The sequence below is a fragment of the Kibdelosporangium phytohabitans genome, from assembly GCF_001302585.1.
Lineage (GTDB): Bacteria > Actinomycetota > Actinomycetes > Mycobacteriales > Pseudonocardiaceae > Kibdelosporangium > Kibdelosporangium phytohabitans.
In genome coordinates this window covers 9,466,707-9,487,931 of sequence record NZ_CP012752.1, presented here as the reverse complement: position 1 = coordinate 9,487,931, position 21,225 = coordinate 9,466,707, and the positions used below count along the sequence as shown (strand labels likewise).

21 protein-coding genes are annotated in these 21,225 nt (G+C 67.2%); 15 read left to right on the top strand and 6 right to left on the bottom strand.

From position 1 onward, the window contains the following. Window positions 1-52: 52 nt before the first annotated feature. The 4 genes from AOZ06_RS42310 to AOZ06_RS42300 form a co-directional block, all read right to left on the bottom strand. On the bottom strand, window positions 53-1,141 hold the full coding sequence (locus tag AOZ06_RS42310; protein WP_225953035.1) for a chitinase: 1,089 nt from the start codon (window positions 1,139-1,141) through the stop codon (window positions 53-55). Window positions 1,142-1,185: 44 nt separating this feature from the next. Beyond that, on the bottom strand, window positions 1,186-1,332 hold the full coding sequence (locus AOZ06_RS55360; protein ID WP_083472298.1) for an RICIN domain-containing protein: 147 nt from the start codon (window positions 1,330-1,332) through the stop codon (window positions 1,186-1,188). Next, the gene (locus AOZ06_RS42305; RefSeq protein ID WP_054297329.1) at window positions 1,290-2,540 is read right to left on the bottom strand and encodes a glycoside hydrolase family 16 protein; all 1,251 of its coding nucleotides are present in this window, start codon (window positions 2,538-2,540) and stop codon (window positions 1,290-1,292) included. Before AOZ06_RS42305 ends, AOZ06_RS55360 begins: the two co-directional genes overlap by 43 nt. A gap of 474 nt (window positions 2,541-3,014) precedes the next feature. Then, entirely contained in the window at window positions 3,015-4,238 is a 1,224-nt protein-coding gene (locus AOZ06_RS42300) for an ROK family transcriptional regulator (RefSeq protein WP_054294504.1), read from the bottom strand. A gap of 132 nt (window positions 4,239-4,370) precedes the next feature. On the opposite strand from AOZ06_RS42300, the gene AOZ06_RS42295 reads away from it, so the two are divergent. The 13 genes from AOZ06_RS42295 to AOZ06_RS42245 all read left to right on the top strand — a co-directional run bounded on the left by AOZ06_RS42295 (window position 4,371) and on the right by AOZ06_RS42245 (window position 16,423). Next, on the top strand, window positions 4,371-5,552 hold the full coding sequence (locus tag AOZ06_RS42295) for an ROK family transcriptional regulator (protein WP_054294503.1): 1,182 nt from the start codon (window positions 4,371-4,373) through the stop codon (window positions 5,550-5,552). A 40-nt stretch (window positions 5,553-5,592) separates the two neighbouring features. After that, window positions 5,593-5,859, top strand: a complete 267-nt coding sequence (locus AOZ06_RS62385; RefSeq protein ID WP_218921874.1) for an aldehyde dehydrogenase family protein — start codon at window positions 5,593-5,595, stop codon at window positions 5,857-5,859. 6 nt (window positions 5,860-5,865) lie between these two features. Next, the gene (locus tag AOZ06_RS58190; RefSeq protein WP_169799062.1) at window positions 5,866-6,183 is read left to right on the top strand and encodes a hypothetical protein; all 318 of its coding nucleotides are present in this window, start codon (window positions 5,866-5,868) and stop codon (window positions 6,181-6,183) included. Between the two features lie 10 nt (window positions 6,184-6,193). Further along, complete coding sequence (locus AOZ06_RS59395) at window positions 6,194-6,616, top strand: hypothetical protein (RefSeq protein WP_218921873.1); 423 nt, start codon at window positions 6,194-6,196, stop codon at window positions 6,614-6,616. A 31-nt stretch (window positions 6,617-6,647) separates the two neighbouring features. Beyond that, on the top strand, window positions 6,648-7,250 hold the full coding sequence (locus tag AOZ06_RS59390; RefSeq protein ID WP_218921872.1) for a carbohydrate ABC transporter permease: 603 nt from the start codon (window positions 6,648-6,650) through the stop codon (window positions 7,248-7,250). Between the two features lie 69 nt (window positions 7,251-7,319). Then, window positions 7,320-7,553, top strand: a complete 234-nt coding sequence (locus AOZ06_RS59385; RefSeq protein ID WP_054294501.1) for an ABC transporter permease family protein — start codon at window positions 7,320-7,322, stop codon at window positions 7,551-7,553. Between the two features lie 256 nt (window positions 7,554-7,809). Further along, a complete protein-coding gene (locus AOZ06_RS42275) occupies window positions 7,810-9,483 on the top strand; it encodes an ABC transporter substrate-binding protein (RefSeq protein ID WP_054294500.1) in 1,674 nt (557 codons plus the stop codon). 11 nt (window positions 9,484-9,494) lie between these two features. Beyond that, entirely contained in the window at window positions 9,495-10,532 is a 1,038-nt protein-coding gene (locus tag AOZ06_RS42270) for an ABC transporter ATP-binding protein (protein WP_083472297.1), read from the top strand. After that, complete coding sequence (locus AOZ06_RS42265; protein ID WP_054294498.1) at window positions 10,532-11,512, top strand: ABC transporter permease; 981 nt, start codon at window positions 10,532-10,534, stop codon at window positions 11,510-11,512. The genes AOZ06_RS42270 and AOZ06_RS42265 overlap by 1 nt, the downstream gene beginning before the upstream one ends. 3 nt (window positions 11,513-11,515) lie before the next feature. Then, on the top strand, window positions 11,516-12,508 hold the full coding sequence (locus tag AOZ06_RS42260) for an ABC transporter permease (protein ID WP_054294497.1): 993 nt from the start codon (window positions 11,516-11,518) through the stop codon (window positions 12,506-12,508). Further along, window positions 12,505-13,515, top strand: a complete 1,011-nt coding sequence (locus tag AOZ06_RS42255; RefSeq protein ID WP_054294496.1) for an ABC transporter ATP-binding protein — start codon at window positions 12,505-12,507, stop codon at window positions 13,513-13,515. Before AOZ06_RS42260 ends, AOZ06_RS42255 begins: the two co-directional genes overlap by 4 nt. A 21-nt stretch (window positions 13,516-13,536) precedes the next feature. Then, window positions 13,537-14,958 carry a GH1 family beta-glucosidase gene (locus tag AOZ06_RS42250; RefSeq protein ID WP_054294495.1) on the top strand — a complete coding sequence of 474 codons (1,422 nt, stop codon included), beginning with the start codon at window positions 13,537-13,539 and terminating at the stop codon, window positions 14,956-14,958. A gap of 208 nt (window positions 14,959-15,166) precedes the next feature. Next, a complete protein-coding gene (locus tag AOZ06_RS42245) occupies window positions 15,167-16,423 on the top strand; it encodes a LuxR C-terminal-related transcriptional regulator (RefSeq protein ID WP_054294494.1) in 1,257 nt (418 codons plus the stop codon). A gap of 64 nt (window positions 16,424-16,487) precedes the next feature. On the opposite strand, the gene AOZ06_RS57320 is transcribed toward AOZ06_RS42245, so the two are convergent. Together AOZ06_RS57320 and AOZ06_RS42240 are read right to left on the bottom strand one after the other, a co-directional pair. Next, complete coding sequence (locus tag AOZ06_RS57320; RefSeq protein WP_157233542.1) at window positions 16,488-16,649, bottom strand: hypothetical protein; 162 nt, start codon at window positions 16,647-16,649, stop codon at window positions 16,488-16,490. A 604-nt stretch (window positions 16,650-17,253) separates the two neighbouring features. Then, window positions 17,254-18,744 (bottom strand): type I 3-dehydroquinate dehydratase, encoded by a 1,491-nt coding sequence (locus AOZ06_RS42240; protein ID WP_054294493.1) that lies wholly within the window; start codon window positions 18,742-18,744, stop codon window positions 17,254-17,256. A gap of 524 nt (window positions 18,745-19,268) precedes the next feature. Between AOZ06_RS42240 and add the strand changes: the two genes are divergently transcribed. Both add and AOZ06_RS42230 read left to right on the top strand, forming a co-directional pair. Then, a complete protein-coding gene (gene add / locus AOZ06_RS42235) occupies window positions 19,269-20,234 on the top strand; it encodes an adenosine deaminase (protein WP_063810214.1) in 966 nt (321 codons plus the stop codon). A 20-nt stretch (window positions 20,235-20,254) separates the two neighbouring features. After that, window positions 20,255-21,187 carry a hypothetical protein gene (locus AOZ06_RS42230; protein ID WP_054294492.1) on the top strand — a complete coding sequence of 311 codons (933 nt, stop codon included), beginning with the start codon at window positions 20,255-20,257 and terminating at the stop codon, window positions 21,185-21,187. Window positions 21,188-21,225 lie beyond the last annotated feature (38 nt).

Sequence of the window (21,225 nt, the reverse complement as noted above, 5' to 3'; positions counted from 1 at the left end):
TATGCCGGAACGGCACCCACACGCCCGGTGAGTGCCGTCCCGAGTGTTGTGGTCAGCAGTACAGGTTTCCGCCCGCGGGAACGCCGAGGACGCCGACGAACCGGTTGTAGCTGTTCACCCGGCTCTGCACCTGAGCGGGGTTTCCCCCGTCGCACTCGATGCTGCCGTTGATGCTGCGGATCGTCTCGCCGAAGCCGCGGCCGTTGACCATCGCGTCGTGCGGGGTCATGGTGCCTGGCCCGCGCTGGGTGTTCCAGTACCAGAGGCCCGTTCGCCACGCCACCGCCGCGTCGTTCTGCACGAGCCACGGGTTGGTCAGCAACGGCAGGCCCAGTGCGTCACCGGCGGCCTTGTAGTTGAAGTTCCAGCTCAGCTGGATCGGGCCACGGCCGTAGTACGCCGCCTGCCCCGCCGGGCAGCCGTAGGGCTGGCCCCAGTCGCAGTAGTGCGGGTAGTTGGCCTGGTTCTGCTCGACGATGTGCACGAGACCGCTGGTCTCGTGGTGCACGTTCGCCAGGAAAGCCGCGGCTTCCTGCTTGCGTGTCACGTCGGTGCCCGTCTTGGCGAAGCCGGGATACGAGCTCAGCGCGGCGACCAGCCCGCTGTAGGTGTAGAAGCCGTTGCGGCCGGGGAACATCTGGTTGAACTGGGCCTCGCTCACGACGAAACCATCGCCGCCGCCGCCGCCACCGCCGCCGCTCGCCGGCGCGTTCCACTTCTGGTTCGCCGCGCCCGTGCATTCCCAGATCTGCAGGCGGGTTCCGTTGGCCGAGTTGTTGCCAGCGACATCGAGGCACTTGTTGGCCTGCGTGTTGACTATGTCGTTGGCTGCGCTGACAACCCAGTTCTGCGCGCCCGATCCGTTGCAGTCCCAGATTTGCACGACGGTGCCGTTGGCGGTCCCGCCGCCGGACACGTCAAGGCACTTGCCCAGTGCCTGCAGTTGCGAACCCGTGTTGTTCCACTGCTGGGCGCCTGTACCGTTGCAGTCGTAGAGCTGGACCGCGGTTCCGTTGGCGTTGCTGGCGCCCGCCACGTCGACACACTTGCCCGCGAGGCCGGTGACCGCTCCGGTGGCGGCGTTCGCCGTTCCGGAAGGCAGGACGATCACGGCCAGAGCGACCGCCGCGCTGACGGTCATGGCGATTCTCCGTCTGAACATACTCACTCCGAACTTGTGCAGGGTCAGGCTGCTGGAGCGTTCCACTTCTGATTCGCGCCGCAGGTGCAGTCCCAGATCTGCACGACGGTGCCGTTGGTGGTTCCGCCGCCCGAGACGTCGAGACACGTCACACAGCGGCGTTCCACTTCTGGTTGGCACTGCCGGTGCATTCCCAGAGCTGGAGTCTGGTGCCGTTGGCCGAGTTGTTGCCGGTGACGTCAAGACACTTGTTGGCCGCGATGTTCACGATGTCGTTGGCTGCGCTGACGGCCCACTGCTGCGCACCGGATCCGTTGCAGTCCCACAACTGCACCAGTGTGCCGTTGGCTGTGCCGCCGCCTGCCGCGTCCAGGCACTTGCCCAGCGCCTGCAGCTGATTGCCGTTGCGGGTCCAGCGTTGCGCGGCCGTGCCGTTGCAGTCGTAGATCTGGACGGCGGTCCCGTTGGCGCTGTTGGCGCCCGCCACGTCCACGCACTTGCCTGCCAGGCCGGTGATCTGGCCGCCGCCTCCACCAGGTGCGTCCGTGACGCGGACGTAGTCCACCACGAGTGTGTTGGGCATCGGTGTGCCGGCGTTGGGATCGCCTGGCCAGTACCCTCCGACGGCCAGGTTCAGCAGGAGGAAGAACGGCCGGTTGTTGAACACCCACGTCCGCCCGCCGAGGTCGGCCGGTGTGCGGCGCTGGTACTCCTGGCCGTCGACGTACCAGACCAGCAGGTTCGGCGACCAGTCGAGCGTGAACGTGTGGAAGCCGTCGGCGAAGCGGGGACCGTTGTACGCGGCGCCGATGCCGTCCGCGCCGGAGTACCCGGGGCCGTGGATGGTGCCGTGCAAGGTGTTGGGCTCGAACCCGACGTTCTCCATGATGTCGATCTCGCCGTTGTCCGGCCACGTGCCGCCGGTGGTGCCCATCATCCAGAACGCCGGCCACATGCCCTGGCCGTGCGACATCTTCAACCAGGTCTCGAACCGGCCGTAGGCCTGGCTGAACTTGCCGACTGTGTTCAGCCGTGCCGAGGTGTACTCGCAGCGGCCGTACCAGCAGTTGTAGTTGCCCGGGTTCTCGCGGCGCGCGGTGATGACGAGGTTGCCCTGGCCGTCGAGGGCCGCGTTGCTGGTGCGGTTGGTGTAGTACTGCCGTTCGTGGTTGTTGACGTTGTCGCCGACTTCCATGTTCCACTTGCTGCCGTCGACCGCGGTTGCGGCTGGGCCGTTGAACTCGTCGGCGAACGTGGTCGCGGCGATGCTCACGTCCGGGGCCGGGGCGGCGGTCGCCTGCGTGCTGAGCGCGGTGCCGGCCAGCAGGCAACCGAGCAGGACAGCGGCGGAAACCACAGCTGTCGCCCGGTTCCGCCGTGGGGACAGGCGGATGGACATCATTGTCACCTCTCGTGCAGGGATTGCGAGAGCGTTCTCATCCGGGGTGTGCGAGACCCGATTCAGTTTTGCCACTGAATGAACGAAACAGGGGTGCGACGAGGACGTCAGCAGTATGCATGGTCTAGACCAGGGCGGCAACACCCGGCATGACCGGCCGGTGACCCGGTGTCGCCGCCCCCTATTATTTTAACCTCAAAAAAAGATGTGAACAAGGCTCTGACCAGCAGGGGTGAGCCTCGGAACGGGCCTGGATGCGCGTCGCGGCCCTTGACGGCCGCCGGGTCGGCGGTGTTTCCTGCGCGTGGCCCGTGTCACAACCCAATTCGCGGATGTGGCTCGAATGGTCCAGTCTGCCACGTCCACAGTGGAGGATCGGGCGCCGTGGACCCGGCTGGGGCGAGAGACCTCCGGCAGGGGAGGCCTGAGTGGACCGGCGCACGCCGGTCCACTCAGGCCCTGCTTTCGTTTCGCCTAAGCGGCTTCGGTGTTCACGCGCGGATCGGCGCCCTCGTCGAGCAGAGCCGCGACCGGGAGCGTCGCCGCGCCGACCGCGACCGCGTCCGGGCCGAGCTGGCACAGCTCGATCGACGTCACCCCGTACGGGTGCCGCAGCGCGTGCGCCTTGGCCACCTGGCGGACTGTCGGGAGTAGACGGCCGCCGATCGACAGCCCCGCCCAGCCGCCCAGCACGATCCGCTCCGGGTTGAACAGGTTGATCAGGTTCGCGATCCCCGCGCCGAGATACCCGGCGGTCTCCTCCAGCACCTTCGCCGCGGTCTTCGACCGGACGGCCGCCGCTACCAGCGCGTCCAACTGGGACTGTTCGTCGGTGCCCGGGATGTCGCGCCCGCCACGGGCTTTGCGGTACCGATCGAGGATGCCCTCGGCGCCGACGTACGCCTCGAGGCACCCGTGCGAGCCGCAACGGCACTGCCTGCCGTCGTAGACCAGAGTGGTGTGGCCCCATTCGCCCGCGCTGCTGGTGGACCCGCGGTACGTGGTCCCGTCCGCGATCACGGCCGCGCCGACACCGGACCCGATCAACGCGATCACGGCGTGCCGCGCGCCCCGGCCGGCCCCGAACCACATCTCCGCCTGGCCGAGCGTCTTGGCGCCGTTGTCGAAGAACAGCGGCAGGGTGATCCCGCCCGCGCGCAGCAACTGCTCGAGCGCGACGCCTTCCCAGCCGATCGTCTGCGCGTGCACCACGACCGGGTCGCTTTGCTCGACCGTGCCGGGCACGCCGACCCCGATGCCGAGGACCGTGTGCTGCTCGATGCCGGACGTGCGCAGCACCTCGCCGACCCCGGAGACGATCTGCGCGGCGACTTCCGCCGGGTCGGGCCGGGGCGAGGTCATCGGGTGCTCGGCCGCGGCGAGCCGGTTCATCGCCAGGTCGAACAGCTCCACCTTGACGCCGGTCTCGCCGACGTCGATCCCGATCACGTGGCCGTACGCGGGATCCACGCGCAACAGCACCCGCGGCCGTCCACCGTCGGACTCGACCAGGCCCGCTTCGATGATCAGGCGGTCGTCGACCAGTTCGCCGGTGACGTTGCTGACCGTCGCCGCGCTCAACCCGGTGAGCTGGCTGAGCTCGTGCCTGCTGAGCGGTCCGTCGAAGAACAGCTTCGACAGCAACGTGGAGCGGTTGTGACGGCGCAGGTCCCGGACCGTCGTGCGCTTCGGTGCCATGGGGCGTTCCTTCCCGGACCTCGTCCGCCGTTTGTCGCAACAGCATGCCTCACCAGGCTAAATGCCTGCCATAAATTAAATTTTCAATTAAAGCAAGTCTCCGGTGATGCCCCACCGTGGCACAATCCACACGTGCTCCGGTCCACCCAGCAGACAACGCGTGACCTGCGCCGACACAACAGATCGGCGTTGCTGTCGCGGCTCTACCTCGACGGACCGGGCAGCAGGCTCGAGCTCATGCAGGCCTCCGGCCTCAGCTCGGCCACCGTCAGCAACGTCATCTCCGACCTGATCAGCGACGGGATGGTAGCGGAGGCCGGCTCGGTCGACTCGGACGGCGGCAGGCCGAGGACGTTGCTGCGGGTCCGGTCGGAGTACGGCAGCGTGGTCGGCGTGGACATCGGCGAGACCCACGTCCAGGTAGGCCTTTTCGACTGCACGCTGAACACGCTGGACACCGCGACGTACCCGCTCGGGGACGCCGAACTCGACCCCGATCGAGTGGTGCGGCTGGTGCTCCGCGGCATCACGTCGGTCACCGCGTCGATCGACCCGGCGTCGCTGCTCGGCGTCGGTGTCGGCGTGCCCGGCGCGGTCATGCCGGACGGTCTGGTCCACGCACCGACGCTGAACTGGTCCGGGGTGCCGCTGGTGTCGATGCTCCGCTCGTCGGTGGCCGCGCCGCTGTACGTGGACAACTGCGCCAGGACGCTGGGGCAGGCCGAGATGTGGCGCGGCGCGGGCAGGGACGCCTCGCGTGCGGTCATCGCGCTGCTGGGCGTCGGCGTCGGAGCGGCGGTGGCGACCGGGGCGGATTCGTACCGTTCGGCCACGTCGACGACAGCCGAATGGGGGCACACGGTCGTGCAGGTCGGCGGTGCGGCCTGCCGGTGCGGCTCGCACGGGTGCCTCGAGGCCTACGTCGGCGCGGAGGCGATCCTCGGCAGGTACGGCAAGCCCCTGTCCGCTTCGGACACCGAGTCGCGGCTGGTCGAGCTGGTCAGGCTGGCGGAGACGGACTCGGACGCGCGGCAGGTGGTCGCGGACACCGCGGAGTACCTGGGGATCGGTGTGTCGAACCTGGTCAACATGCTCAATCCGGACAAAGTCGTGCTGTCCGGCTGGGTGGCAGCGGTGCTGGGGTCGTCGATGCTCACCGCGGTGCGGGACGCGGTCAAGCGGCACGCGTTGCCGTACCTGTTCGCGCAGACCGAGATCGAGCTGGGCAGGCTCGGCAACGAGGAGGTCGCGCTGGGCGCGGCCACGTTGCCCGTCCTGCGGCTGCTCGCCTCCGGCGGCCGGTCCTTCGCCTGATCTCTGCCTGTCGGCAGCCCGGTTCACCGGGATTCGCCCATTGACGCGTCCAACTTCGGGACTTACCTTAAGTCGTGAAAGAAGTGGACGAGCCCGGCGGCGGGGCGAGAACGCCGGCGACGTCCTGCCGCCGTACGAACCCGGGAAGCTGTCGCTGTCCAGGACAGTGCCGCTCGGGTTGATCGGCCTGATCACACCGTGGAACTACCCGATGAACCTCGCGATGCGCGCGGTGGCACCGGGTCTGGCGTTCGCAACACGATCGTGCTCAAACCCGCCGAGGCGGCCAGGTTCGTGTCGTGGTTGAACACGGATGCCGAGGCTGTCACGGCGCAGGCCAAGAACATCAACGTCTACCCGGCGTCCACATCGGGCAGGTCGTTGCCCGGTCCTGACGCAGCCGCCGCCGTTCCTGCCCAACCAGGCGGACTACTACGACGTGGTCAGACAGGCCGCGCCGAACGCGCGCAGCTTCCCGATGTGGGGACCGAACGGGACAGTCACGTTCGCCAGCCACACCGACTCGTTCGGCAAGGCCATGCAGGCAGGCAGCCCGTTCACCGCCGCGCTCGACGCGATGCAGAACGCGACGGTCGCGGACATGCGAAAACTCGGGTTCACCCTGAATTAGGGAAGCGTTGATGAGGAAAACCAAGGGTCTGCCCTACTTCCTCGTGCTGCCCGCCGTGGTCTTGTTCCTGCTGTTCGTTGTCGCGGCTGGGATCTACGCACTTGTGCTGAGCTTCCAGGCGCGCAAGGTCAGCGGTGGGCTGTTGGCCGCGGTCAGCGAGGTGGTGTTCGTCGGGCTGGACAACTACCAGGGTGTGCTGGCCGATCCGGAGTTGCCCGGCAGTGTCCTGCGGATGCTGCTGGTCGGCCTGCTCACGGTGGTGGCCACGGTCGGGCTCGCCCTGCTTTTCGCTTTGCTGCTGGATGTTCCCCGCACGAGGTTCGCGAGGTTCACCCGATTGGCGATCTTCCTGCCGTACGCCGTACCCGGTGTGATCGCCACGTTGTTGTGGGGGGTTTCTCCACCTGCCCGCGACAAGCCCGGTCGGCGGTGACTTCTTCGGCCCCACGTCGGTCTTCTTCTCGGTGGCCAACGTGGTGGTGTGGGGCGCGGCCGGGTTCAACGTGATCGTGATCTGCACCGCGTTGCGGTCGATCCCGGCCGAGATCCACCAGGCCGCGCGCCTCGACGGCTGCGGCGAGGTCCGGATGGCGTTGTGGATCAAGGTCCCGCTGGTCCGCCCGGTGATCGGGATGTGCGCCCTGTTCAGCGTGCTCGTCGCGCTCCAGCTGGTCAACGAACCGTTCACGCTGCGGCCCTTGTCCAACGCGATCTCGTCCGAGTGGACACCGATGATGAAGATCTACAAGGACGCCTTCGTCGACTCCGATGTGTACAGCGCGCCGCGACCTCGGTCCTGTTCACCGCGGCCGCGCTGGTCGTGTCGTTCGTCGCGGCGAAGACCGTGCAGCGAGGTGTCCGATGAGGAGGTTCAACTTCCCCGCGATCGGCCTTCTCCTCGGTGCCGTCTGCTGCCTCGCGCCGACGGTGTGGATCCTGGTCGCGGCCACGGGATCACCGGCCGAGTTGTTCTCGACATCGACCTACCTCGATCCTCGCCGGGGTGCTGCTGCCGCAGATCGTGCTGGTCATCCCCCAATACCTGCTGTTGTCCGAAATCGGTATGACAGACACGTTCTTTGGCGTGTTGTTGCCACAGCTGTTCAACCCTTACGGCATCTACCTGTGCCGGATCTGTGCCGCGGCGTCCGTTCAACTTCCTGCTGCCGTTCGTGATGCTCACCAGCGACAGCGAGTTCCCGGTGACGGTGGGCCTCTACAGCCTGCTGCACCACAGTGCGGCGGAGGCGTCGCCCTACTCGCTCCTCATCACCGGTACATTGCTGTCCGTGTTGCCGGTGATCGCCCTGTTCCTGGCCCTCCAGCGGTACTGGCGGATCGACCTAGTGAGCGGGGCGGTGGAACACTGATTACTTTACGCCTTAAATTTAGGGTGATTTCGTAACCTGCTCGTTATTGACGTGACCCGCGCCACGCGGTTGACTCGCATCCATTGGCCGGATCGCGACCGGCAACCGTGAGAGCGTGTCCATGGAGGCCACGCCCCTCAGGACGGCTCAGGGTCTTGAGCGCCCCGGCACCGCCGAATGCCGGGTCGAGCGTCGCGAATTGTCTTGTTGTGCCCGTGTAGTCCCACCACCGAACCAAGACCACGAAGGAGGATCCATGCGAGCCAAGCGCACTGTCGCCTTAGCCCTCGCTGGCATCCTGTCGATGGCCAGCCTCGCCGCCTGCAGCAGCAGCAACAGCGGGGCCAACGGCTCGAAGAGCTCGACGTCAGTGCTGAACGTCGGTATGCCCAACGGTCCGCAGACCGAGAACAACAACCCGTTCGTGAACACGTCGGCGGCCCGCCAGTCGGGCTACATGCGGGCGATCTACGAGCCGCTCGTGATGTACAACGAGGTCAAGACCAGTGACAACACCAAGCCGTGGCTGGCGACCAAGTGGGAGTGGTCGGACAACTACCGCAAGCTCGTCTTCACGATCCGGGACAACGTCAAGTGGTCCGACGGGCAGCCGCTGACCGCCGACGACGTGGCCTACACGTTCCAGCTGCTGCGGGACAACCCCGGCCTGAACATCGACAGCGTCAAGTACAAGGACATCAGCGCGTCCGGCAACCAGGTCACGCTGGGCTTCGACGGCTCGCAGTTCGTATACCAGAAGAAGATCCTCGAGCAGATCATCGTGCCCAAGCACCAGTGGTCGACCTTCGGCGCGCCGGCCACCGAGACGGTGAAGAACCCGATCGGCAGCGGCCCGTTCACGCTCAAGTCGTTCACGCCGCAGACCGCCACCCTGGTGGCCCGTGAGGGCTACTGGCAGGAGGCGCCCGCGGTCAAGGAGATCCGCTACACCTCCTACAACGACAACCAGGCGCAGACCACGGCGCTGGCGACCGGCCAGGCCGAGTGGAGCTTCGTGTTCATCCCGAACCCGCAGGCTGTCTACACGAGCAAGGACCCGAAGAACTACAAGCTCTGGTTCCCCGGTGTGCTCGGCATCCACGGCCTGATCTTCAACACCAAGATCAAGCCGTGGGACAACAAGTACCTGCGCCGCGCGGTCAACATGGTGGTCAACCGGGACGACATCTTCACCCAGGGTGAGGCCGGCTACTTCTACCCGAAGGTCGACAACATCACGGGTATCCCGACCCCGAACGGCGACCCGTTCATCGCGCCGGAGTTCAAGGACAAGAAGACGGCGATCGACGTCGCGGGCGCCAAGAAGCTGCTGACCGACAACGGCTTCACCTACCAGGGCGACAAGCTGGTCGACCCGGCGGGCCAGCCGGTCACGCTCAAGACCATCGTGCCGTCGGGCTGGTCGGACTACGTGACCAACCTGGAGATCATCAAGGACAACCTCAAGGGTCTCGGCATCGACTCCACGGTCGACAAGATCAACCAGGACGCGTGGGGCAAGGCCATCGACACCGGTGACTTCCAGGCCACCCTGCACTGGACGAACAACGGCATCACCCCGTACGACATCTACCAGTCCATCATGGATGGCGCGCTGTACAAGCCGATCGGCCAGGGTGGGATCAACGGCAACTACGGCCGTTACGAGAACCCGGCGGCCACGGCGGCGCTGAACTCGTTCGCCAACGCGGCCGACGAGGCCTCCCGCACGACGGCCATGAACGAGCTGCAGAAGATCTTCGTCGACGAGATGCCCGCGGTCATCCACTCCGCGGCCAGCGTCGGCGGCCAGTACTCGACGAAGAACTGGGTCGGCTGGCCGGACGAGCAGAACTCGTACGCTCCTCTGCAGCCGACGCAGGAGAACGCGCTGGACATCATCATGCGGCTCAAGCCCGCGGGCTCATGACAGCGAGCGGTATGAAGGCATCGGCCTCCGAGACCACCGAGGTGGTCCTGGAGGCCGATGGCCTGACCAAGCACTTCCCGGTCCGCAAGCGCGGCCGGGAGGTGCTGTCCAAGGTGACCAAGGTGGTCAGGGCGGTCGACGACGTCAGCCTCGCGCTGCGGCGCGGCCGGGTGACCGCGCTGGTCGGCGAGTCCGGGTCGGGCAAGTCCACTGTGGCCAGACTGCTCGCCCAGCTCCACAGCCGGACCGCCGGTGACATCAGGCTGCACGGCGAGCCGGTGGCGGTGAAGTCCGGCAAGAAGTTCCGCGCGTACTCCAAACGCGTCCAGATGATCTTCCAGGACCCGTTCGCTTCGCTGAACCCGGTGCACACCGTGCGCTACCACCTGACCAGGGCGCTCAAGATCCACGACCGGGCGGGCAGGACCAAGGACGACCTGGAGCAGGCGCTGGCCGACCTGCTCAGGCGGGTGCAGCTGACACCACCGGAACGCTACATCGACAAGTTCCCGCACGAGCTGTCCGGCGGGCAGCGCCAGCGCGTGGCGATCGCCCGTGCGCTCGGCGCGGACCCCGAAGCGCTGCTCGCCGACGAGCCGGTGTCCATGTTGGACGTCTCGATCCGGCTCGGCGTGCTGAACCTGCTGCGGGACCTGAAGGAACGCCTGAACCTGGCGATCCTGTACATCACGCACGACATCGCGTCGGCGCGGTACTTCGCCGACGAGACGATCGTGATGTACGCCGGCCGCGTCGTCGAAGGCGGCGACAGCGAGACCGTCACGCAGCGGCCCGCGCACCCGTACACGCAGCTGCTGATCGATTCGGCGCCCGACCCCGACCAGATCACCGCCCACGCGGCCAAGGACAACGACCGGGGCACCGGGGAACCGCCCAGCCTGATCAACCCGCCCGCCGGTTGCCGGTTCCACCCGCGTTGCCCGCACGTGATGGACCGCTGCGAGACCGAACTGCCACCGCGGTTCGACATCGGTGACGGCGACGGGCACTTCGCCGCCTGCTGGCTGTTCGCGCGGGAGGAGAGCTGATGGGCTACCTCGTCAAACGGATCGCCTTCTACCTGTTCACCGCGTGGGCCGCGATCACGCTGAACTTCTTCGTCCCGCGCGTGATGCCCGGCGACCCGGTGCAGTCGCTGATCAACAAGGCGCGCGGCCAGATGACCGCCGACTCGATCCAGTCGCTGTACATCCTCTTCGGACTGGACAAGGACGAGAGCCTGCTCTCCCAGTACTTCAAGTACTGGGGCCAGTTGTTCCGCGGCGACCTCGGCATGTCCTTCACGTTCTTCCCCAGCCAGGTCGGCGAGGTGATCGGCAGGGCGCTGCCGTGGACGCTGGCGCTGGTCGGCATCACGACGGTGATCGGCTTCGTGATCGGCACCGCGCTCGGCACGCTCGCCGGCTGGCGCCGCGGGTCGTGGATCGACGCGCTGATCCCGGTGACGACGTTCCTGTCGTCCATCCCGTACTTCTGGCTCGGCCTGATCGCCATCGCGCTGCTGACCGGGCCGGACAGCTTCTTCCCGCCCGGCAACGGCCACGACACCGGCCTGGTGCCCGGCTGGGACTGGGAGTTCGTCGGCAGCGCGGTCCAGCACAGCCTGCTGCCCGCGATCACCATCCTGATCTCCTCGATGTCCGGCTGGATCCTGAGCATGCGCAACATGATGGTGACGGTCGCGTCCGAGGACTACGTGACGGTCGCGCACGCCAAGGGGTTGCCCGAACGCCGTGTCATGGTCGGCTACGCGGCTCGCAACGCCTTGTTGCCCAACGTTTCCGGCTTCGCGTTGTCGCTCGGCTTCATCGTCGGTGGCACGCTGCTCGTCGAGATCGTGTTCTCCTACCCGGGTCTCGGTTTCCTGCTCTTCCAGGGGGTCGGCACCAAGGACTACCCCCTGCTGCAGGGCATCTTCCTGATCATCACGTTGTCCGTGCTGCTGGCCAACTTCGTCGCGGACCTGGCGTACATGCTGCTGGACCCGCGTACCCGAAGGGAGGCCTGAGCGATGGCCACACCGTCTGTCGTCGAGGCGACACCGGTCGCCGGAGCGGCGGCCCCGGCCAAGCGCCGCCGGCTGCGGTTCGTCGCCAACCCGAAGGCCGCGATCGGGCTCGGGATGATGGCTTTCTTCGTCCTGCTGGCGATCATCGGCCCGATGATCGCGCCGTACGACCCGTCGGCGAGGTCCAACGCGCTGGTCGAGGGACCGTCCGCCGAGCACTGGTTCGGCACGACGCACCTCGGTCAGGACGTGTTCAGCCAGCTGGTCTCCGGCACGCGCAGCGTCATCCTGGTCGGGCTGCTCGCCGGTCTGATCGCGACGATCCTCTCGCTGCTGGTCGGCGTGACGTCCGGCTACCTCTCCGGCGCGGGCGCGGAGAGCCTGTCCGCGCTGTCCAACGTGTTCCTGGTGATCCCGGCACTACCGCTGATCATCATCATCACGTCGATCCTGCCGGAGACCACGGACCTCACGATCGCGCTCGTGATCGGGCTGACGTCGTGGGCGTGGGGCGCCCGCGTGCTCCGAGCGCAGACGTTGTCTTTGCGGGGCAGGGACTACATCGAAGCCGCCCGTGCGACGGGTGAGAAGACCTGGCGCATCATCATCTTCGAGATCATCCCGAACCTGACCGCGGTGATCGCGTCGAACTTCATCGGCACCGTCATCTTCGCGGTCACCTCCGAGATCACGCTGGCCTTCATCGGCGTGAACACCAGCGGTGACAACTGGAACTGGGGCACGATCCTGTTCTGGGCCCAGGGCCAGCAAGCGCTCGCGCAGGGCGCGTGGTGGTGGTTCGTGCCCGCCGGGCTGGCCATCGCGCTGCTCGGCACCGCGCTGGCGTTGCTGAACTTCGGGATCGACGAGTTCGTCAGCCCGCGCCTGCGCGGCAGCGGCAAGTCCAAGGTCAAGACGGTCGACGGGCACACCGTCCGGATGCGGGTCGGCTTCACCCCGGTGCTGGGTCTCGGTCGGAAGGACGGGAAACCATGAGCGACGCCGTGCTCGAGGTGAAGAACCTCGATGTGGACTACGGGCTCGGCGACGACGCGGTGCACGCCGTCCAGGACGTGAACCTGACCCTGCACCGCGGCGAGGTGCTCGGCCTCGCCGGCGAGAGCGGCAGCGGCAAGTCGACGCTCGCGTACGGCCTGACCAGGTTGCTGCCGCCGCCGGGCGTGATCGCGGGTGGCGAGGTCGTCTACCACGCCGAGAACGGCGAAACCGCCGACATCATGCGGATGACCGACGCCCAGCTGCGCGGGTTCCGCTGGGCGGAGACCGCGATCGTGTTCCAGGGCGCGATGAACTCGCTCAACCCGGTGCACAAGATCTCCACCCAGATGACCGACGTGATCAAGGCGCACGACCCGCGCTCGACGCCGCGCTCCCGCCTGGAGCGGGCCAAGGAGATGCTGTCGCTCGTCGGGATCTCGGCCGACCGGCTGGATTTCTACCCGCACCAGCTGTCCGGCGGCATGCGCCAGCGCGTGATGATCGGGATGGCGCTCGCGCTCGACCCGCGGATCGTGATCATGGACGAGCCGACCACCGCGCTCGACGTGGTGATCCAGCGCCAGATCCTCGGCCAGCTCATCGAGCTGCGCGAGCGGCTGGGCTTCTCGGTGCTGTTCATCACCCACGACCTGTCGCTGCTCGTCGAGTTCTCCGACCGGATCGCGATCATGTACGGTGGCCGGATCGTCGAGGAGGCACCGGCCGGCGAGATCTACGAAGACTCACTGCACCCTTACAGTGACGGTTTGCTCCACTCGTTCCCCGCGTTGCGCGGGCCACGCAGGGAACTGACCGGTATCCCCGGCTCTCCGCCGGATCTACGCGCGATGCCGACCGGCTGCGCGTTCCATCCACGCTGCCCGAAGGCCTTCGACCCGTGTGCCACGGACCTTCCGCTGCTCGGCATTCCCGAAACGCACGCCAATGCCACGAGCACCGGACAGCCGCGCACGGTGGCCTGCTGGCTGCATCCCATCCACTGAATGGATCTGACTAGGAGACCTATGGATACAACTGCGCCAACCGTCGGAACCCGATCCGAGGTCAAGGAAAGCGACGATCCGATCGACACGCTGCCGTCGTCGTTCCGGTGGGGTGTGGCGACTTCGGCGTACCAGATCGAAGGAGCGCACGACGAGGACGGGCGAACCCCCTCGATCTGGGACACCTACTGCCGTACGCCGGGGATGGTGTTCGAGGGCGACAACGGTGACGTCGCCTGCGACCACTACCACCGGATGCCGGAGGACGTCGAGCTGATCCGTTCGCTCGGGGTGGACACCTACCGCTTCTCGGTGGCGTGGCCGCGGGTGCAGCCCGGTGGCCGCGGACCGGTCAACCACGCCGGCTTGGCGTTCTACGACCGGCTCGTCGACGAGCTGCTCGACAAGGGCATCGACCCGTGGGTCACGCTGTACCACTGGGACCTGCCGCAGGAGCTGGAGGACGAGGGCGGCTGGCCGGTGCGGGACACCGCATACCGGTTCGCCGACTACGCGATGCTGGTGTTCGACCAGCTCAAGGACCGCGTGCAGACGTGGACGACGCTGAACGAGCCGTGGTGCTCGGCCATGCTCGGCTACGCGTACGGCAGGCAGGCGCCCGGCCGCCAGGACATGCCTGCCGCGATCTCGGCCGTGCACCACCTGCTGCTCGGTCACGGCCTTGCCGCGCAACGGATGCGCGCCGAGGCCCCGAAGCCGATCGAACTGGGCATCACGCTGAACATGGGCACGTCGGATCCGGCGACGGACTCGGAGCTGGACGTCGCCGCGGCACGCCGCGCCGACGGCCTCGGCGTCCGGATCTACATGGATCCGCTCGTGCACGGCCGCTATCCCGCCGACGTGGTCGAGGACCTCGCGGCGCGCGGGATCCGGATCCCGATCCGGCCGGGCGACCTCAGCGTGATCTCGGCACCGATCGACGTACTCGGTGTCAACTTCTACAGTGGACACGTCTTCGCCGGCACCGACGAGAGCGGCAACGACCGCGACGCCGATGGCAACCCGGTCGAGCGTGCCGTCCCGCAGGGTCACCCGGTGACCGCGATGGGATGGGAGATCGTGCCGGACGCGTTCACCAGGCTGCTGACGAGGTTGTCCGAGGACTACCCCGGGCTGCCGATGGTGATCACGGAGAACGGAGCCGCTTTCGAGGACGAGGCCGACACGGCCGGCTTCGTGCGCGACTTCGACCGGGTCGACTACTTCAACACCCACATCGGCGCGGTCGCGCGTGCACGTCAGGCGGGGGCCGACGTGCGCGGGTACTTCGCCTGGTCGTTGATGGACAACTTCGAGTGGTCGTACGGCTACGAGAAGCGATTCGGCATCGTCCGGGTGGACTACGACACCCAAGTCCGCACCCCGAAACAGAGTGCGCTCTGGTACCGCGACACGATCAAGCGGGTCCGCGGGCACTGAGCACCACCGCGAAGGACCGCCTTCCCCACCGGGGGAGGCGGCCTTTTGTGTTTTACCGCTTCAACCAAGTGATATACGAACAAAGATCAAACAGGATAGTTGTCCGGCATTCCGTGCTTCAGTAATCGGGAATGTTCCGATCTGTTCGGAAACTCCGTCCTGTGCCATGATGCGCACAAGAGAGGGGGGAACAGACGGGGGTCGGGCCATGGTGGAAACCGTTCTCAGTGTTGTACTGCAGCATCACAACCGGCTGTTCCGTGAAATGCTGGCCGCGCACCTCGCACGCGAGCCCGATATCGCGATGCTGGGTACCGCGGCGTCGGGGCCGGAGCTGATCCAGTTGTGCGATCTGCGAAGGCCGACGGTCGCGTTGTTCGAGGCGGACGCGCCCAGATGGAGCAACGAACGGCTCGTTTCGCTGCTCCTGCCGCCAGGCAGGTTGATGCGGATGATCGGCCTGCACCAGTCCTTGACGACCGCGCACGTGATCCGGGCGTACGAGGCCGGGGTGAGCGCGCTCGTGCCGTACTCCGGCGGTCTCGAACCGTTGCTCGCCGCGATCAGGGCACCGTCGTCGGCAATCGAGACAGCGCGGGCCAAGCGCGGCGGCGGGGACGCGCTCACCCAGCGGGAACTGGAGGTCCTCTATCTCGTCTGCGCCGGGTACCCGCCCCGGCAGATCGGGCTGGAACTGGGAATCAGCCCGCACACGGTCGAGAACCACAAACAGCGCATCTTCAGCAAGCTCGGCGTGCACAACCAGGCGCACGCCGCCGCGAGCGCGGTCCGGCTCGGGCTGCTGACCCAGGCGCAGGTTCCCCGCGTGGACGCCTCGGCGCACGAACGAAGACCAGGGCTGCGCGTCGTGCTGCCCACGGCCGAGGGCCCGATCGCCGACCGCGCAAGGGAAGTGCTCGACAAACACCACATCATCGTCCTGGACCGCGAGGCTGTGCCCGCGCAGCGCGCGGACGGGGATGGGGACGGCAAGGCTGAATCCGCTGTGACCGTGCTGATCGACCCGCCGCAGACGAACTGGCGGAGCCAGACCGGCCGGGGCATCGTGATCATCGCCAGCCAGGAACCCAAACAGCACCTGATGGCGCAGGCCGTGGCGGGCGGCGTCACCATCCTGCCCGCCTCCGCCGTGGACGACCTGCTCGCCCCGGCGGTCGAAGCGGCGAACACCGGGTATGTCCTGCTCAGCGCGGCGTACGCGCGTGCGGTGCTCGGCCCGCCCGGCGGTGAGTGGCGCCGCTGGCAACTCGCGCTCACGCCACGGGAACAGGAAATCCTGTCGGCGATCGCGCAGGGGCACACCACCAAGCAAACCGCCCGGCTGCTGGGCATCTCCGTGCGTACTGTCGAGAACCTGCAGGGCAACCTGTTCCGCAAGTTACGGGTACACCGCAAAGCCGCGGCGCTGGTCGTCGCACACGAACTCGGCCTGTTGGAGGAGTGAGCGCGTGTGCGAAGGCACCGGTCGCGGGCTGGCGTGGTCGATCGGCCGCGCGCGATCGCGCTGGTCATCGCCGCTGTTGACGGCTCATCGCAGTCGCGTGGCCGGCGGCGGTGGGCTCGTCAGCGGCGATGATCCTGATGCGGAAGGCGAACACCGCCGGTACTTCCGCATTGACTGTGTTCTCGCCGAGACTCGTCACGGAAACAGCCGGGTTCTTCTTCGGCATTATGCTCTTGGTCCGGCTTTGTTTTGCCGCCGCTATTTCTCGCCGGATTCGGATTCACGGAACAGGACGTCGCGGTGCCAGGGCCGGCGTGTTCGGGTTGTTGTTATGGCTGGGCGCTATGTCACGCGACGCCGGGCAGATGACCACTGTGGACGCGCAGTGCGGTGGGTCCCGGTGTTCGGGCCGGGACCCACCTCCCCAGCGTCGTCTCGTCCTGCTCGAGCGCGATGTGCCGCCGGGGTATCTGTGCCCGCGAGACAGGGCGTACCGGCTGCCCTCGCTCCCAGGCGAGCGGTCACGGGGCGGCATGGCCACGAACGCCGCCGACGACACCGGCAACGCCCGTGGACATCGCACGGGCGGGTGGGTCCGCGTCCTGTTCGGGGATCCTGGGGTGAGCCACACCGACACACCGACCAGCAATGTGCCGGCCTGGGAGGATTCCGGGACAGCGACCGCGGTTGCCCCACCCGCCGTCTGGTGGAGAGTGGCTCCGCGCTTTTGTATGCAATCCGAATATGGCATCGGCCGTCGAAGGTCGAAATGACAAGAATCTCTTAGGACTGGCCGACAACCACCAAGTGGTCACCGCAGCCGAGGCAGGTCATCGCACGTGCTCCAGCGAGTGGGGATCGGGCATGGATCGGCCCGTCATCAGCCGGAACTGCCGCGCCACCCCGATCCGCAGCACCTCCCAGCCGTCGATCACCCGCAGCCGCCGCCTGCGGGCGGCCGTGACGAGCGCGGTCTGCCTGCGGCCGTAGGGCAGGTCGACCAGTGTCGTGTCGCGTGCCAGCCGGTCCAGTCCGAACAGCAGCTCGTCGCGGACCGGCGTGGCGTGCACGATCAACGAGTAGTCGCCGGGTACGAACCGGTGCAGTGGTACGTAGTCCAGGCCGAGCAGCCGCGCCGCCCGCATGCCGCGGTCCGGTCCGCGGTTGACCAGCGTGGGAGTCACGCCGAACCGCAGCAGTCCCGCCGCGGCTCCGCGGCCGGCGCCACCGCAGCCGACGACCGCCGCTTTGCGCCCGGTGAGCTGGATTCCGGCACGGCCGAGCGCGCCGACGACACCGAACGGGTCAGTGGTGTGCGCCCGCCAGCCCGTCTCGGTCCGGACGAGTACGTTCGCCGCCCCCGAACTGGCCGCCGCGCCACTGGTCACCTCGGCCAGCCGCAACGCCGCCTCCTTGTAGGGCGCCACCATGGTTCCGCCGCCGAGCGGGAAACCGAGTCCGGCCAGACCGTTCGCCATGACACGCCAGGTGGTGAGGAAATCCCGTGTGGCGATGGGCAGGTACAGACCCGGGTAGCCGATCGCCCGGTAAGCGCTGTTGTGCATCCTCGGCGCCAGGGACATGTGCACCGAACGGCCGGCGATGCCGAACACCTGCCGGACCGGTGGCACGTCGGGGAACGGGTAGTCGCGGATCAGCCGGTCGATCGGCGGGGCTTCCCCGGCGCGACCGCCGATCTGGCCGTAGACCACCGGCGCGCCGAGCCACGGCGCCAGCAACCGTCCACATGCGCCTGTTTCGCCGACGCTGAACGCGGTCACGTCCGCCCTGGCGAGGGACCGCAGCAATCGCAGCGGCACGAGGGCGTGCTCGGCGGAGGCGGCGTGGGTCACGAGCAAGTACTGCCGTGCCGGGATTTCGGCCATCCGGCTGAACTTCTCCCGCAGCCCGGCGAGGTCCATACCACTCGCGCCGCCTGCCGCGCTCAGGCCGTACCACGCGACAATGCGCTGGTGTGGCGGGATCGCGGCGAGGACACGCGATGTCGTGTCCCGGCCGATCTCCAATTCGATCAAGTCGTAGTGCCCTGCCGCGGCGAGCAGTCGCTGTTCACGTTGCTCGCCGCTGCCGGCGAACACGCCGCCCGCGCCCATACCGCGCAGGCTGTAGACCAGTTCGCCGGACACGTGGTCGCGTAGCGTCGCCGGATCGAGGTCGCCGACGATGTCGGCCCTGACTTCCAGTGCGCCGTTGACCTTGTTGAGCAGCCGCAACTCCTCGACCGACCGGGACGGCGCTCCGGCCAGCGACGCGACCAGCGAACACGTGCGCCCCGGATCATGCCTGGACAAGTCGGTCATCGCGACCACAATCCAGGTTGTGCCGGTGAACCGGGAGGCTTTCGCCGACGTGCCAGGCCGAAGGCGCCGTCAATGATCCTTTGTGGACAAACCGGCCCGATAAGACCGCGGGTGCGAATTGTGCGCGCGTCAAGATTCTCTCCTCCAGTTGCAGGGAAACGGGAGTGGTAACGCGCGGCACGTGCTCACCCTGTCACGTACACGCGGGTGTATGAAGTTTTCGACGTTGACCACTGTTGGTACGTGGTGCAAAGAAGTTTGGCACAGTGTGCGCCCGTTCGCATGCTGGGACAAGAACATCTTTGCCCTACCTGAGTGTGGCGAGCCCCAGGTGAAACATCCCATGTCCCCTTGGATCAACGAGTGGTCCATCGACGGCGAACCACGTGCAGTTGACTGGACACTGTGGACTACCATTGCGCTGTCGCGAGTGACCCGGTCGGGCACTGCTGACCAGCGGCGAGTCCACGGGAGCCGGCGCGGGCGACCGTGGCGGCCACGGGTACGCCGACTAGGCTGGCGGTGTGGATGATCTCCGCCGGCTGCCGAAAGCGAATCTGCACCTGCACCTGACCGGCGCGATGCGGCCGTCGACCCTGGTCGAACTGGCCGCGGTGCACGGGTTGACGGTGCCCCCGCCGCTGCCGATGGGGGAGGCGCATCCATGGGAGGCGTTCCAGACGCGGTACGACGCGGCGCGAGCCGCGATCCGCAGCGCGGAGGACCTGCACCGCGTCGTCACCGAAGCCATAGAGGACAACCTCGCCGACGGTTGCACCTGGCTGGAGATCCAGCTCGACCCCACCTCCTACGCACCGCTGCTCGGCGGCTTCGAACCGGTGATCGAGACGGCGCTGGACGCGATGGACGGCAAACCGTGCGGACTGGTCGTGGCATCCAGCTGGGCGAGGCCGGGCGAGCACGCCACCGCGCTGGCTCGGCTGGCCGTCCGGTATACCAAAGTCGTCGGGTTCGGTCTGTCCAATGACGAGCGCCGCGGCAGCGTACCGGATTTCGTTGAAGCGTTCCGGATCACCGGTGAAGCAGGCCTGATCTCGGTACCGCACGGCGGTTTCTACGAAGGCGCGTGGCACGTCAAAGCGTGCGTGGACCAGCTGAAGGCGCGCCGCATCGGCCACGGCCTGACCGCCATGCGCGAAGCGCGCACAGTACAGCACCTGGCCGACCACCAAGTGGCGCTTGAGGTCTGTCCGACGTCCTATCCGCCACTCGGCGTAGCGTCTTACGAATCCCTGCCCATCGGCGATCTGCTCAATGCCGGAGTCCCCGTCGCGCTCGGGTCCGACGACCCGCTGCTGTTCGGCGCCGGAGTCGCCGCGCAGTACGTGATCGCGCGGGAGGTCATCGGCCTGTCCGACAAGCAACTCGCGGCCGTCGCCACCCACTCCATCACGTCCTCCGCCGCACCGGGCGACATCAAGCGCAACACGGTGGAAGCCATCGAAACCTGGTGTGCCAAAATCCACTGACATCGCACAGTGGGGGACTGATGTACCTGCGACTGCTTGTCTTGGTCTTGCTGCTCACCGGATGCACAGCCCAGCAGGACAAACCGGCTCCGGCGACCACAACCACCACTACCACCACCGATTCGGCCGAGCCGCGACCGAAGCGGCGCGAGGCGCGGGTGGCCGGTGGTCTGGCGCTGAGCTACGTCCAGGCGGAGACCGCCGCACAGATGCTGTGCCGCCCGATCATGCCCGACTACCAGCTCAACGAGGCGTTCGGCGTGAAGCGGCTGAGCTACCACCCGGTGGCCAAGTTGACGATCATCCCGCACTGCGAGGTCGTCGACTACGACTACGGCAAGACGTTCGAGATGACGCTCGAGTTCCCGGACCCCAAGCTCGCCGCGCGGACCGAGACCGTGAAGGGCGACCGTGTGGTGGTCACCACGCCGATCGCGCAGTTCCTGCCCACCAGCGCCCGTGTCCAGCGGCCCGTGTTGTCCGCGACGGCCCGGCCGGGTCAGAAGGAATTCATGCTGCGGTACCTGGAGCACCTGGTTGTCCAGCTGTCCAAGCAGACCGACGAGCTGCCGCCGATCGGGCCGGACGGATCATTCCCGTTCACCGAGACGCCGCTGACCCCCGAAACGATCATCGACCTGCCCAAACCGGTGCAGGCGCTGCAGCTGTGCACGTTGGTGCGCAAGGAGTTCGGGTTCGAGCCGGTGAAAGTGCTCGACCGGGCAGCTTGTACAGTGCGTGAGCCGGACGGTGGATCACTGACGATCACCTTGCAAACCCACACCATCGACATGCGGCCGTACACCAGCAGGGTCGGCGGCAGGCCGGCGATGGTGGATCCCGGTGGGATGTGGCACGTCCGGTTGCGCGACGACGTGCCGCTGGACCTGGTCATGCCACCGGGACACGTGAATGTGATGGAACGACTGGTGAAAGCTCTAACCCAGAAATAGGGGACGATGTATCGCGTTCTGATCGTAAGCGCGCTCCT